Source organism: Mycobacterium talmoniae (assembly GCF_001854525.1).
In the GTDB taxonomy this organism is placed as follows: domain Bacteria; phylum Actinomycetota; class Actinomycetes; order Mycobacteriales; family Mycobacteriaceae; genus Mycobacterium; species Mycobacterium talmoniae.
Map to the genome: position 1 here is coordinate 1 of NZ_MLQM01000154.1, position 12,631 is coordinate 12,631.

The 12,631-nt window shown below is 71.0% G+C and carries 13 protein-coding genes; 11 read left to right on the forward strand and 2 right to left on the reverse strand.

Features of this window, described 5'->3' with window-relative positions:
• The 5 genes from BKN37_RS21290 to BKN37_RS21310 form a co-directional block, all read left to right on the forward strand.
• On the forward strand, positions 1-1,081 hold a 1,081-nt coding region (locus BKN37_RS21290; RefSeq protein WP_071028958.1), incomplete at its 5' end, for a glycerophosphoryl diester phosphodiesterase membrane domain-containing protein.
• Between the two features lie 5 nt (positions 1,082-1,086).
• The gene (locus BKN37_RS21295; RefSeq protein ID WP_083341953.1) at positions 1,087-1,806 is read left to right on the forward strand and encodes a DUF4129 domain-containing protein; all 720 of its coding nucleotides are present in this window, start codon (positions 1,087-1,089) and stop codon (positions 1,804-1,806) included.
• On the forward strand, positions 1,719-2,861 hold the full coding sequence (locus tag BKN37_RS21300; protein ID WP_071028948.1) for a DUF4350 domain-containing protein: 1,143 nt from the start codon (positions 1,719-1,721) through the stop codon (positions 2,859-2,861). Before BKN37_RS21295 ends, BKN37_RS21300 begins: the two co-directional genes overlap by 88 nt.
• On the forward strand, positions 2,858-3,841 hold the full coding sequence (locus tag BKN37_RS21305; protein ID WP_071028949.1) for an AAA family ATPase: 984 nt from the start codon (positions 2,858-2,860) through the stop codon (positions 3,839-3,841). Before BKN37_RS21300 ends, BKN37_RS21305 begins: the two co-directional genes overlap by 4 nt.
• The gene (locus BKN37_RS21310; protein ID WP_071028950.1) at positions 3,841-5,163 is read left to right on the forward strand and encodes a DUF58 domain-containing protein; all 1,323 of its coding nucleotides are present in this window, start codon (positions 3,841-3,843) and stop codon (positions 5,161-5,163) included. The genes BKN37_RS21305 and BKN37_RS21310 overlap by 1 nt, the downstream gene beginning before the upstream one ends.
• Before the next feature lie 81 nt (positions 5,164-5,244).
• Here BKN37_RS21310 and BKN37_RS21315 read toward each other — a convergent pair whose 3' ends face one another.
• Positions 5,245-6,237 carry a stage II sporulation protein M gene (locus BKN37_RS21315; RefSeq protein ID WP_071028951.1) on the reverse strand — a complete coding sequence of 331 codons (993 nt, stop codon included), beginning with the start codon at positions 6,235-6,237 and terminating at the stop codon, positions 5,245-5,247.
• A 37-nt stretch (positions 6,238-6,274) separates the two neighbouring features.
• Between BKN37_RS21315 and BKN37_RS21320 the strand changes: the two genes are divergently transcribed.
• The 3 genes from BKN37_RS21320 (at position 6,275) to BKN37_RS21330 (ending at position 8,317) form a co-directional block, all read left to right on the forward strand.
• Positions 6,275-7,138 (forward strand): RDD family protein, encoded by an 864-nt coding sequence (locus tag BKN37_RS21320; protein WP_071028952.1) that lies wholly within the window; start codon positions 6,275-6,277, stop codon positions 7,136-7,138.
• A gap of 97 nt (positions 7,139-7,235) precedes the next feature.
• Positions 7,236-7,937: a PadR family transcriptional regulator gene (locus tag BKN37_RS21325; protein WP_071028953.1), complete on the forward strand. Its 702-nt coding sequence runs from the start codon at positions 7,236-7,238 to the stop codon at positions 7,935-7,937.
• 77 nt (positions 7,938-8,014) lie between these two features.
• On the forward strand, positions 8,015-8,317 hold the full coding sequence (locus tag BKN37_RS21330) for a DUF2218 domain-containing protein (protein ID WP_071028954.1): 303 nt from the start codon (positions 8,015-8,017) through the stop codon (positions 8,315-8,317).
• 76 nt (positions 8,318-8,393) lie between these two features.
• Here the strand turns inward: BKN37_RS21330 and glpK are convergent, their stop codons facing one another.
• A complete protein-coding gene (glpK, locus tag BKN37_RS21335) occupies positions 8,394-9,860 on the reverse strand; it encodes a glycerol kinase GlpK (protein ID WP_242657320.1) in 1,467 nt (488 codons plus the stop codon).
• Between the two features lie 81 nt (positions 9,861-9,941).
• On the opposite strand from glpK, the gene BKN37_RS21340 reads away from it, so the two are divergent.
• The 3 genes from BKN37_RS21340 (at position 9,942) to BKN37_RS21350 (ending at position 12,547) form a co-directional block, all read left to right on the forward strand.
• The gene (locus BKN37_RS21340; RefSeq protein WP_071028959.1) at positions 9,942-10,721 is read left to right on the forward strand and encodes a class I SAM-dependent methyltransferase; all 780 of its coding nucleotides are present in this window, start codon (positions 9,942-9,944) and stop codon (positions 10,719-10,721) included.
• A 71-nt stretch (positions 10,722-10,792) separates the two neighbouring features.
• Positions 10,793-12,274 carry a glutamate-cysteine ligase family protein gene (locus BKN37_RS21345; RefSeq protein WP_071028956.1) on the forward strand — a complete coding sequence of 494 codons (1,482 nt, stop codon included), beginning with the start codon at positions 10,793-10,795 and terminating at the stop codon, positions 12,272-12,274.
• A 69-nt stretch (positions 12,275-12,343) separates the two neighbouring features.
• Positions 12,344-12,547 (forward strand): hypothetical protein, encoded by a 204-nt coding sequence (locus tag BKN37_RS21350; protein ID WP_071028957.1) that lies wholly within the window; start codon positions 12,344-12,346, stop codon positions 12,545-12,547.
• Positions 12,548-12,631: the final 84 nt, after the last annotated feature.

Here is a 12,631-nt window from a genome sequence, read left to right on the forward strand (position 1 = left end):
CGGCTACCCGCCACCGCCTGGCTACCCGCCGCCCGGGTACCCGGCACCGGGCTACGGTCCGCCCGGCCATCCCCCGCCGGGCTATCCGGCACCGGGCTATGGGCCTCCGCCGGCGCTCAAGCCCGGGGTGATCCCGCTGCGGCCGCTGTCGCTGAGCGACATCTTCAACGGTGCCGTCGGCTACATCCGCACCAATCCGAAAGCCGCGCTGGGGCTGACCGCGGTGGTGGTCGTCGCCATGCAACTGGTGACGCTGGCAGTGAAAATCGGTCCGCTGGCCGCGCTCAACCGCTCGGTGGCGGACCCGGCCGCCGACCTGTCCGGCGGCGACGTCGCCGTCTGGACGTCCGGCGTCCTCGCCGCGGCGCTCGCCACCGGGTTGGGTGGCATCGTGCTCAACGGCCTGTTGACCGTGGTCGTCGGCCGGGCGGTGTTTGGCTCCACGATCACCGTCCCCGAAGCGTGGACCAAGGTCCGCGGCCGGCTGCTGCCGCTGATCGGCCTGGCGGCGCTGCTGGGTCTCGGCACCGCGGCGGCCGCCGGGGTGGTGACGCTGGTGTTGGTCGCGGCGGCCGCCGCCGGCGGGCCGGCCGCCGCGATCCTGCTGGGGCTGCTGCTGGTGCCCGCGGCGATCGCCGCCTACGGCTACCTGTTCACCATGTTGAGCTTCACATCACCGTTGATCGTGTTGGAGCGGCTCCCGATCTTTGCGGCGGCCCGCCGGTCGTTCGCGTTGGTCCGCAACAGCTTCTGGCGGGTGCTGGGCATTTTGTTGTTGGCCGGTCTGGTCGCCTATCTGGTCGCCGGGGTGGTGGGGTCGCCGTTCAGCATCGCCGGCGCGCTGCTGACCGTCAGCTCGGGATCGACCACACCGGCGCCGCTGGCCTACGTGCTCTCGACGGTGGGGTCGACGATCGGGCAGATCATCACCGCCCCGTTCAGCGCCGGCGTGGTCGTGCTGCTCTACACCGATCGGCGGATCCGGGCCGAGGCGTTCGACTTGGTGCTGCAGACCGGCGCTGCCGGCCACCCGACCGCGACGGACTCCACCGACGGCCTGTGGCTGACCCGGCCGGTGTGACCAGCATGCCCGCCGTCGACATCGATCGCGACGCCGCGCACGAGGCCGCGCAGCGCGAGCTCACCAAACCGATCTATCCCAAAGAGTCCCCCTCCCAACGCTTCATCGACGGCGTGGAGCGGATGCTGCGCCACCTGGTGGCGCACGGGTCCACGGTGCCCGGCGGGTGGTTCACCCTCAGCGTGCTGCTGATTGGGCTGCTCGTCGCGGGGGTGGTGGCGATCCGCCTCGCGCGACGCACGCTGCGCAGCAACCGTCGCGGTGACTACCAGCTGTTCGGTCCGACCGAGCTGGGCTCCGCCGAGCACCGTGCCACCGCCGAGGGCTGCGCGGCCGCGGCGGACTGGGCCGGCGCGATCCGGCACCGGCTTCGTGCCGTCGCACGCCAGCTGGAGGAAGACGGCGTGCTCACCCCGGTCCCGGGGCGCACCGCCAACGAGTTGGCCCGCGACGCCGGGGATGCGCTGCCCCACCTGGCCGCCGAGTTGGGCAGTGCCGCCGCCGCATTCAACGATGTCAGCTACGGCGGGTTGCCCGGCCCCCCGGCCGGCTACCGGGCGGGCGCCGACCTCGACGATCGCCTGCGCTCGCACGCCGCGGCCGGACCGCCCGCCGCGGCGGGGCCGGCCGCGGGTAGATGGGTTCCGGTCCGGCGACCGCGGTCGCGCCGCGCCCACCCGCCGGTACCCGGACACGCACCTGGTGGTGGACGGCGCTGGCGCTGAGCGTCATCGTCGGGGTCGCCGCGCTGAGCGCCTATCTGACCGCGCCCCGGCCCGGCGGTCGGATGGATCCGACGTCGACCGGTTCGGACGGTGGACACGCGCTGGTGGCGTTGCTGCGCGATCACGGTGTGGACGTCGTCGTCGCCGACGACATCGGTGCCGTCGAGCGTGAAGCCCGGCCCGACACGCTGCTGCTGATCGCCGAAACACCGCACCTGACCGATCGGCTGCTGCAGCGGCTGGCCGTCGTCCCCGGGGACCGGCTGCTGGTGGCGCCCACCGGTCGTGCCCGCGAGGCGCTGGCCCCCGGCATCAAGCCGCGCAGCGTCGCCATCGTCACGCACCGGCCGTCGTGCGGGTTGCGCGCGGCGAATCAGGCCGGGCCGGTGGATTTGTACAGCGCCGAAACCTACACCGCCGACCAGCCGCTGATTAGCTGCTACGACGGCGCGGTGGTCAGCTACCGCGACCGCGGGCGCACCATCACCGTGGTCGGCAGCGCCTACTTCCTGATGAACAAGGGTTTGCTCAGCGAGGGCAACGCCGCCCTGGCGATGAACCTCGCCGGTGCCCGGCCGCGGTTGATCTGGTATGCGCCCCAGCATGTTGAGGGCGAATCATCCGGTGCGGCAAGCATCTTCGATTTGATCCCGGACAATGTCAGCTGGATGGTCTGGCAGCTGGGGCTGGTGGTGCTGCTGCTGGCGCTGTGGAAGGGCCGGCGGCTGGGCCCGCTGGTGGCCGAGCAGCTGCCGGTGGTGGTGCGTGCCTCGGAGACGGTCGAGGGCCGCGGTCGGCTGTACCGGTCGCGGCGGGCCCGGGATCGCGCCGCCCAAGCGCTGCGGACCGCGACGCTGCAGCGGCTGGCACCCCGGCTCGGGCTGGCCGGCAACGCGCCGCCACCGGCGGTGGCGATGGCCGTCGCGCAACGCAGCGGGGCCAACCCAGCGGTGATGGGCCACATCCTGTTCGGCCCGGCACCGGATTCCGACACCGGCCTGCTGCAGCTTGCTCATGACCTCGACGACATCGAAAGGCAGGTCAGCCACTCGTGACACAGACTTCCCCGGCCGGTGCCCAGGCCCAGGCGGGCGAGACGGCGCGCACCGCGCTGCTGGCGTTACGCGCCGAAATCGCCAAAGTGGTGGTCGGACAGGACGCCGCCATCAGCGGGCTGGTGGTCGCCCTGCTGTGCCGTGGCCACGTGCTGCTCGAAGGCGTTCCCGGGGTGGCCAAGACGCTGCTGGTGCGCGCCTTGGCCGCCGCCCTGCACCTGGAGTTCAAGCGGGTGCAGTTCACCCCGGACCTGATGCCCGGTGACATCACCGGTTCGCTGGTCTACGACACCCGCACCGCCGCGTTCGAGTTCCGGGCCGGCCCGGTGTTCACCAATCTGATGCTGGCCGACGAGATCAACCGCACCCCGCCGAAAACCCAAGCCGCGCTGCTGGAAGCGATGGAAGAGCGGCAGATCAGCGTGGACGGCGAGGCCAAGCCGCTGCCGGACCCGTTCATCGTGGCCGCAACGCAGAACCCGATCGAATACGAGGGCACCTACCAGTTGCCGGAGGCGCAGTTGGATCGGTTCCTGCTCAAGCTCAACGTGCCCCTGCCGTCGCGGGACTCCGAGATCGCCATCCTGGCCAAGCATGCGCACGGCTTCGATCCCCGCGACCTGTCCGCGATCGCCCCGGTGGCCGGGCCCACCGAGTTGGCGGCCGCCCGGGCGGCGGTGCAGCAGGTGCGTGTCGCCGACGAGGTACTGGCCTACACCGTGGACCTGGTGGCGGCGACCCGCAACTCCCCGGCCCTGCAGTTGGGTGTCTCACCGCGCGGCGCGACCGCCCTGCTGGCCACGGCCCGGTCCTGGGCGTGGCTGTCCGGGCGTAACTACGTCACCCCGGACGACATCAAGGCCATGGCCCGCCCGACGCTGCGGCACCGGGTGGCGCTGCGCCCGGAGGCCGAATTGGAAGGCGCCACCGCCGACGCCGTCCTGGAGGGCATCCTGGCCTCGGTCCCGGTGCCCCGCTAGTGATCCTGACCGGGCGCACCGCGCTGGTGGCGTTGGTCGGCGCGCTGCCGATCGCGCTGTCCCCGTGGCCGGCAACCGCGTTCGTCGCGCTGCTGGCCGCGCTGGCGGTCGCGGTGGTGATCGACGTCGGGTTGGCGGCCAGCCCGCGGGCGTTGCGGTTCACCCGATCCCCGGACACCTCGGCGCGGCTGGGGGAACCGGTGCAGTCCACGGTAACGATCCACAACGCGGGCCGACGCCGGTTCCGCGGCCGGGTGCGCGACGCGTGGGCGCCCAGCGCCCGCGCCACCCCGCGCAGCCACCGGATGAACCTCGCCGCGGGATCGGCCGCGCAGGTGACCACCGAGCTGCGCCCGGTGCGCCGCGGCGACCAGCGGGCGGCGGCGGTCACCGCGCGCTCGATCGGGCCGCTGGGGCTGGCCGGCCGGCAGCGGACCGCGACGGCACCCGGGCAGGTCCGCATCCTGCCGCCGTTTTTGTCCCGCAAGCATCTGCCGTCCCGGCTGGCCCGGTTACGCGAACTCGACGGGCTGCTGCCGGTGCTGATCCGCGGTCAGGGCACCGAGTTCGACTCGCTGCGCGAATACGTCGTCGGCGACGACGTCCGCTCCATCGACTGGCGCGCCACCGCCCGCCGCGCCGACGTCGTGGTGCGCACCTGGCGTCCCGAGCGGGACCGCCGCGTCGTCGTCGTGCTCGACACCGGCCGCACCGCGGCCGGCCGGGTCGGCGTGGACCCCACCGCCGGCGACCCGGGCGGCTGGCCGCGGTTGGACTGGTCAATGGACGCCGCGCTGCTGCTGGCCGCGCTGGCGGCGCGCGCCGGGGACCACGTGGACTTCCTGGCCCACGACCGGGTGACCCGCGCCGGGGTGTTCGGCGCGGGCCGCACCGAACTGCTGCCGCGACTGGTCGAGGCGATGGCCCCGCTGCAGCCAACCCTCGTCGAATCCGACGCCACCGCCATGGTGGCCGCGATCGCACGCCGGGTCCGGCGCCGTGCCCTGGTGGTGTTGCTGACCGACCTCAACCCGAGCGCCCTGGATGAGGGGCTGCTGCCGGTGTTGCCGCAGCTGTCGACCAAGCACCGGGTGCTGCTGGCCGCGGTCGCCGACCCGCGGGTCGACCGGCTGGCCGCCGGACGCTCCGACGCGGCCGCGGTGTACGACGCGGCCGCGGCCGAACGCGCCCGCAATGATCGCCGGGCGATGGCGTCGCGGCTGCGGCACGCCGGCGTGGAGGTGGTCGACGCCCCGCCCGACGAGCTTGCCCCCGCGCTGGCCGACCACTACCTGGCCATGAAAGCCGCCGGCCGGCTGTAGCGCGTCGCCAACCCCCGCGAACAGACGCAAAAGCCGCCGAATCTCGGTGAAAAAGGAGGCTTTTGTGTCTGCTCGGCGCTGCTATCGGGTCGGTACGAGGTCGGGGGCGTCCTCGAGGTCGCCGGTCTCCCCGGCGGCGACGGCCTTCCGGCCGAAATACCCGATGTAGCCCAGGAACGCCGCCTCGGCCAGCACACCGATGCCGATCCGCAGCACCGTCGGCCAGCGTGCCGGGGTCACGAACGCTTCGATCGACCCCGCCACCAGCAGCATCACCACCAGCCCGGCGGCGACCGCGATCACCGCGCGGGTCTGCTCGGCCAACGCCTGGCCGCGCGGCCGATCCCCCGGCGAGATCGCCGTCCAGCCCAGCCGCATGCCCGCCGCCGCGGCCAGGAACACCGCCGTCAGCTCCAGCAGCCCGTGCGGGGTGAGCATGCTCAGCATGAATCCGCCCTTGCCGGCCGGAAACATCAGCCCGGCGATAACACCGGTGTTGGCCGCGTTCGAGAACAGCATGAACGGCACCGGCAGACCCAACAGGATCGCGCAGCCGATCCAGGTGAGGGCCACCTTGACGTTGTTGACGAAGACATGCAAGAAAAACGACGGCGACGGGTCCTCGCTGTAATACGACCCGAAATCGTGGTTGACCAGTTCCCCGATCTGCGTCGGGGTGCCGATGGTGGCCTGCACCTCGGGGTTGGCGGCGACCCAGACGGCGATCACCACGGTGACCGCGACGAACGCCGCCGCGGTGGCCAACCACCACCACCGGGCGCGATAGGCCACCACCGGGAAGGACACCCGCCAGAAACGGGTGAACTCGCGCCACAACGGCGCGTGTGCGCCGGTGACCGCGGCCCGCGCCCGCGCCACCAGGCTGGACAGCCCGCCGACCAGCGCGGAATCCGAGGAGGCGGACCGCAGCATCGACAGGTGGGTGGACACCCGCTGATAGAGCTCGACGAGCTCGTCGACTTCGGCACCGGTCAACCGCCGACGCTTCTTGACCAGCCAGTCCAGCCGGTCCCAGGTGGCGCGGTGGGCCAGCACGAACGCGTCGACATCCACCGGGTCAGGGTAGCCGCGCGGCCGGTAGCGTTGCGGTATGTCGCAGGTGGTGACCGGGGACGCCGTCGAACTCGACGTCAAGATCGCCCAGCTGCCGGTGCGCGCCGTCGGTGCGCTGATCGACATCGTGGTGATGTTCACCGGCTACGTGCTGGGCGTGCTGCTGTGGTCGTTCACCCTGTTCCAATTCGACAAGGCGCTGTCCACGGCGATCCTGATCATCTTCACCGTGCTGGTGCAGGTCGGTTACCCGGTCATCTGTGAAACCACGACGCGCGGCCGGTCGCTCGGCAAGATGGCGATGGGTTTGCGGGTGGTCTGCGACGACGGCAGCCCGGAACGCTTCCGGCAGGCGCTGTTTCGGGCGTTGGCGTCGGTGGTGGAGATCTGGATGTTGGCCGGGAGCCCCGCGGTGATCTGCAGCCTGATCTCGCCGCGGGGCAAGCGGATCGGCGATCTGTTCGCCGGCACGGTGGTGATCAGCGAGCGGGGCCCCCGGATGGCGCCGCCGCCGGTGATGCCCCCGGCGCTGGCGTGGTGGGCGTCGTCGCTGCAGTTGTCCGGGCTGCGACCCGAGCAGGCCGAGGTAGCCCGTCAATTCCTGTCCCGCGCACCACAACTCGATCCGCGGGTGCGCGATCAGCTGGCCTATCGGCTGGCCGGTGAGGTGCTAGCCCGGATCTCGCCGCCGCCCCCGCCGGGCACCCCGCCGCAGTTCATGCTCGCGGCGGTGCTGGCCGAACGACACCGCCGGGAGCTCGCGCGGCGGCGGCCGAGCCCTGGGCCACTCGCCCCCACGGTCGGCGCCGCGCCGCCCGCCGCACCGACCAGCGGTAACGGGGCCGCGGCCGCGCCGGCCGCGGCGTCGCCGAACGGGCAGGGGTTCGCGCCACCGGACTGAGCAGGACCACCGACGGTTGCCAACCGATAGTTTCCGATATATCGTCAACGTATCGGAAGCGCATCGGGTGCTTCCCCATCGAGAAGCGAGACAACCTATGACTCTCCCCTTCCCCCCGTTCGGGGGCCCCTTCGCGGACCGCCCGGCCGGCGACTTCGGCTTCGGCTTCGGCCCGCAGCAGCGTCGCGCGATGCACCAGGCCCGGCGCCAAGCCCGTCGTGACCTGCGGGCCCAGCTGCGCGGCCACGGCGCCGGACACGACGGCCCGCCGTTCGGTTTCGGGCCCGGCTTTGGCCCGGGCTTCGGTCCCGGTTTCGGGTTCGGACCGCGCGGCGGGCACCGCGGCCCCGGCGGCCGACGCGGTCGCCGCGGCGATGTGCGCGCCGCCATCCTGGTCCTGCTCGCCGAGCGGCCCATGCACGGCTACGAGATGATCACCCAGATCGCCGAGCGCAGCCAGGACCTGTGGCGCCCCAGCCCCGGATCGGTGTATCCCACGCTGCAGCTGCTGGTCGATGAGGGCCTGCTCGTCGCTAATGAAACCGACGGCAGCAAAAAGCTTTTCGAGCTGACCGAGGACGGTCGTGCCGCCGCGGAAAAGGTCGAAACACCGCCGTGGGAGGAGATCACCGAGGGCGCCGACCCCGGTCATGTCAGCCTGCGCAAGGCTGTCGGCCAACTGTTCGGTGCGGTGGCCCAGTCGGCGCATGCGGCAACCCCGGAGCAACAGCAGCGCATCGTCGACATCGTCAACAACGCGCGGCGCGAGGTCTACAACATCCTCAGCGAAACCGAATAGCGATCGGTGCCGATGGTGCGGTCGCCCCGCTGCGGGCGCGGCCGCACCATCGGCTCACGTGCCAGAAAGGACTCTCAATGACCGAATCCGGCAGCCTGCCGTCGACCCATGCGACGGTGCTCACCGACCGGCCCGACCGCTACGGCAAACAACTCGTCGCCCACCTGGGTCGCCGCAACGGCGGTCAATGGTCACCCGAAACCGGGTCGGGCTGGATCGATTTGGGCCGCGGGCGGGCCACCGTCACCGCCCGCGGCGACCGCCTCGAACTCGACGTCGTCGCCCCCGCCGAAGACCTCCCCCGGTTGGAGGAGGTGGTGGCCAGCCACCTGGTCAGGTTTGGCACCCACGACGAGCTGACCGTCGACTGGCGGCGGTGAGATTGACGTCACGCAGGGATCCACTCGATCTTTTGCTGGCTATTTTCAATCTCGCGGCTTGGTGGCGAGTCACCATTCAGGACACGTCCACCCAGTCCAGGGTGCGCTGCACGGCCTTCCGCCACCCGGCATAGGCCTCGGCGCGCTGCTCGTCGGTCCAGTTCGGCGTCCAGCGCTTGTCCTCTTGCCAATTGGCCCTCAGGTCGGACGGGTCACGCCAGAAGCCGACGCCCAGCCCCGCCGCGTAGGCGGCGCCCAGCGCGGTGGTCTCCGACACCACCGGCTTGACCACGTCGACGCCGAGCACATCGGCCTGGATCTGCATGCACAGGTCGTTGGCGGTGATCCCGCCGTCGACCTTGAGCACCTCCAGGTGCACCCCGGCGTCGGCCTCCATCGCATCGACGACGTCGCGGCTCTGGTAGCAGATCGACTCCAGGGTCGCCCGGGCCAGGTGCGCGTTGGTGTTGAACCGGGACAACCCGACGATGGCGCCGCGGGCGTCGGAGCGCCAGTACGGGGCGAACAGCCCGGAAAACGCCGGCACGAAATACATTCCGCCGTTGTCGGCGACCTGCCGGGCCAGCGACTCGCTTTGCGCCGCACCGCTGATGATGCCGAGCTGATCGCGCAGCCACTGCACGGCCGAACCGGTGACGGCGATCGAACCTTCCAGCGCGTAGATCGGTTTGGCGTCGCCGAACTGGTAGCAGACGGTGGTCAGCAGCCCGTTGTCGGACCGCACGATCTTCTCACCGGTGTTGAGCAGCAGGAAGTTTCCGGTGCCGTAGGTGTTCTTGGCCTCACCGGCGGCCAGGCACACCTGCCCGACCGTCGCCGCCTGCTGATCACCGAGGATGCCGGTGATCGGCACCTCGCCGCCGGCCGGCCCGAGTTCGGCGGTGACGCCGTGCGGCCGCCGCGACGACGACGGCGCGATCCGCGGCAGCATCGACCGCGGGATGGAAAAGAACGACAGCAGCTCGTCGTCCCAGTCCAGGGTTTCCAGGTTCATCAACATGGTCCGGCTGGCGTTGGTGACGTCGGTGACGTGGACCCCGCCGCGCGGCCCGCCGGTCAGATTCCACAGCACCCAGCTGTCGCAGGTGCCGAACAGCGCGTCACCGCGTTCGGCGGCCGCCCGCACCCCGTCGACGTTTTCCAGGATCCACTGCACCTTGCCGCCGGAAAAATAGGTGGCGGGCGGCAATCCGGCCTTGCGGCGGATCACGTCGCCGCGACCGTCGCGGTCCAGCGCCGAGGCGATGTGGTCGGTGCGGGTGTCCTGCCACACGATGGCGTTGTAGTACGGGCGGCCGGTGTGCTTGTCCCAGACCAGCGTGGTTTCCCGCTGGTTGGTGATGCCCAGCGCCGCCAGGTCGCTGGCCTGCAGTTTGGTGGTGTTGAGCACCGAGATCAGCGCCGCCGCGGTGCGCTCCCAGATCTCGAACGGGTTGTGCTCCACCCAGCCGGCCCGCGGTAGGAGCTGCTCGTGTTCGAGTTGGTGACGGCCCACCTCGGCGCCGTCGTGGTCGAAGATCATGCAGCGGGTACTGGTGGTGCCCTGATCAATGGACGCGACGAAGTCGGCCAACGTGCTGCTCCTTCCGATGCATCGTCCATGATGTCTTACATGCCCGGCGAAACCCGCGACATCGCCCACATGCCGCGCGGCGGCTTTAACGCCTCCTGCCTGGATCGGCGGCTGCAGACCGACCGGCTGGAGTACCTGGACCGTGACGACGTCGACCACCTCAAACGCCAGGTGGTGCGCTCGCTGGAGGTGGTCGGCTCGTTATTCGGTGACCACCAGCGGTTCGCGCGGCTGGCGCTGGCCGAGGTCGACGAGGTGCCCGACCCCACCATCCTCGAGCTGGGCTCCGGCCACGGCGCGCTGTCGCGCGCGCTGCTAGAGAACCATCCCACCGCGCGGGTCACCGTCACCGACGTCGAGCCCACCTCGGTGGCCGCGATCGCCGCGGGCGACCTGGGCGGCCACCCCCGCGCGACGGTGCGGGAGATGGACGCCACCGCCATCGACGCGCCGGACCGGTCGTTCGATCTGGCGGTGTTCGCGCTGAGCTTTCACCACCTGCCGCCGCTAGCGGCGTCCCGGGTTTTCGCCGAGGGCACCCGGGTGGCCGACAAGCTGCTCATCATCGACCTGCCGCGGCCGCCGGCACCGCTGCACCTGGTGCAGCTGGCGGCGATGCTGCCGTTTGCGCCGGTGATCCCGCTCGCGCACGACGGGGTGATCAGCTCGCTGCGCGCCTACAGCCCGTCGGCGATGCGGGCGCTGGCCGCCCACGCCGACCCGACGATCCGGGTCGAGTTGCGCGGCGGCGGATTCGGCCTGCCGCTGCGCCCCAATCCGCAGGTGGTGGTGGCGTCGCGCCGCGGTTAGCCGACGTCGACGGGATCACGCACACGATCGGTTGGTTGCGCAATGACCGCGACCCCTGTTGCATCGACGGTGTGGGCGACGAAGTCGAACGCACCGCGTACAACAGCACGCATCGCCGCGAGTATCGGCGCAAGGTGCAGCTGTGCCTGGATGTCTTCGAGGCCATGCTGGCGCACTCGGACTTCGAGTTCGATCGCCCGCTGACCGGCATGGAAATCGAATGCAACCTCATCGGCGCCGACTACCAGCCGGCCATGTCCAACCAGAACGTGCTCACGGCCATCGCCGACCCGGCGTACCAGAGCGAATTGGGCCGCTACAACATCGAATTCAATGTCCCGCCCCGGCCGCTGCCCGGGCACTCCGGCCTGGAGCTCGAGGACGAGGTGCGGGCCAGCCTCAACGCCGCCGAAACCAAGGCCAACACCGACGGCACCCACATCGTCACCATCGGCATTCTGCCGACGTTGATGCCCGACCACCTCGACCGGGGCTGGATGAGCGAGTCGACCCGGTATGCCGCCCTCAACGACTCGATCTTCACCACCCGCGGCGAGGACATCGTCATCGACATCACCGGCACCGAACGGGTGAGCCTGCACACCTCCACCATCGCGCCCGAATCCGCCTGCACCAGCATGCAATTGCACCTTCAGGTCGCCCCGGAGGATTTCGCCGACAACTGGAACGGTGCGCAGGTGCTGGCCGGGCCGCAGCTGGCGCTGGGCGCCAACTCGCCCTACTTCTTCGGCCATGAGCTGTGGTCGGAGACCCGGATCGAACTGTTCACCCAGGCCACCGACACCCGCTCGGACGAGCTGAAGGTCCAGGGGGTGCGGCCGCGGGTGTGGTTCGGGGAGCGCTGGATCACCTCGATTTTCGACCTGTTCGAGGAGAACGTCCGCTACTTCCCGCCGCTGCTGCCCGAGCTGTCCGACGAGGATCCGCTCGGCGAACTGGCCGCGGGACGCACCCCGCAGCTGTCCGAGCTGCGGCTGCACAACGGCACCGTGTACCGGTGGAACCGGCCGGTGTATGACGTCGTGGACGGCCGCCCGCACCTGCGAGTGGAGAACCGGGTGTTGCCGTCCGGGCCGACGGTGGTGGACATGCTGGCCAACGCCGCCTTCTACTACGGCATGCTGGGCACGCTGACCCGGGAGGACCGGCCGCTGTGGACCAAGATGAGTTTTGCTGCGGCACAGGACAACTTCCTGGCGGCGGCGCGCCGCGGGATCGCTGCCCGACTGTACTGGCCGGGCCTGGGCGAAGTGGCCGCCGACGAGCTGGTGCTGCGCCGGCTGCTGCCGATGGCCGAGGAGGGGCTGCGGTCATGGGGGGTTTCCGCGGCGGTGCGGGACCGTTATCTCGGCATCATCGAGGGCCGCGCGAAGACCGGCCGCAACGGCGCCGCCTGGCAGGTGGCGACGGTGCGGGCGCTGCAGCAGAGCGGAATGAGCCGGCCCGCCGCGCTGGCCGAGATGCTCAAGCTGTACTGCCAGGGCATGCACAGCAACGAGCCGGTGCACACCTGGGAGGCGGTAGACACGTAGTTAATTACTCGACCCGGGTGGGCTGCGCCGCGCTTCACTGGTTGCCGTGCGGATAGCGGGAACACGGTGATGGACGCAGCTGATGGGGTGCGCGAGCGGGCGCTGCGCCGGCTGCCGCCGGCATATGCAACCGCGCTGCGGTTGCGGACCGACGGCGCCACCGATGCGCTGATCGTCGAGCGACTGGACATCGAGCCGGAGGCGCTCACCCCGTTAATGCAGATCGCCGAGGCCAAGCTGGCCGCCCTGATGCGCCGACAACCGCCGCGGTAGAAGCCCTCCCGCGGTCCGCCGATCACCGCCCGACGCGCCGGTCGCGGTCGTACCATCCATCCATGCCCAGCGACTGGCCGCTGG

Excerpts from the sequence above, each read along its gene's own strand:
- BKN37_RS21295 (WP_083341953.1), top strand. The coding sequence starts at position 1,087 with ATGCCCGCCGTCGACATCGATCGCGACGCCGCGCACGAGGCCGCGCAG.
- BKN37_RS21300 (WP_071028948.1), top strand. The coding sequence starts at position 1,719 with ATGGGTTCCGGTCCGGCGACCGCGGTCGCGCCGCGCCCACCCGCCGGT.
- BKN37_RS21320 (WP_071028952.1), top strand. The coding sequence starts at position 6,275 with ATGTCGCAGGTGGTGACCGGGGACGCCGTCGAACTCGACGTCAAGATC.
- BKN37_RS21325 (WP_071028953.1), top strand. The coding sequence starts at position 7,236 with ATGACTCTCCCCTTCCCCCCGTTCGGGGGCCCCTTCGCGGACCGCCCG.
- BKN37_RS21330 (WP_071028954.1), top strand. The coding sequence starts at position 8,015 with ATGACCGAATCCGGCAGCCTGCCGTCGACCCATGCGACGGTGCTCACC.
- glpK (WP_242657320.1), bottom strand. The coding sequence starts at position 9,860 with ATGATCTTCGACCACGACGGCGCCGAGGTGGGCCGTCACCAACTCGAA.
- BKN37_RS21340 (WP_071028959.1), top strand. The coding sequence starts at position 9,942 with ATGTCTTACATGCCCGGCGAAACCCGCGACATCGCCCACATGCCGCGC.
- BKN37_RS21350 (WP_071028957.1), top strand. The coding sequence starts at position 12,344 with ATGGACGCAGCTGATGGGGTGCGCGAGCGGGCGCTGCGCCGGCTGCCG.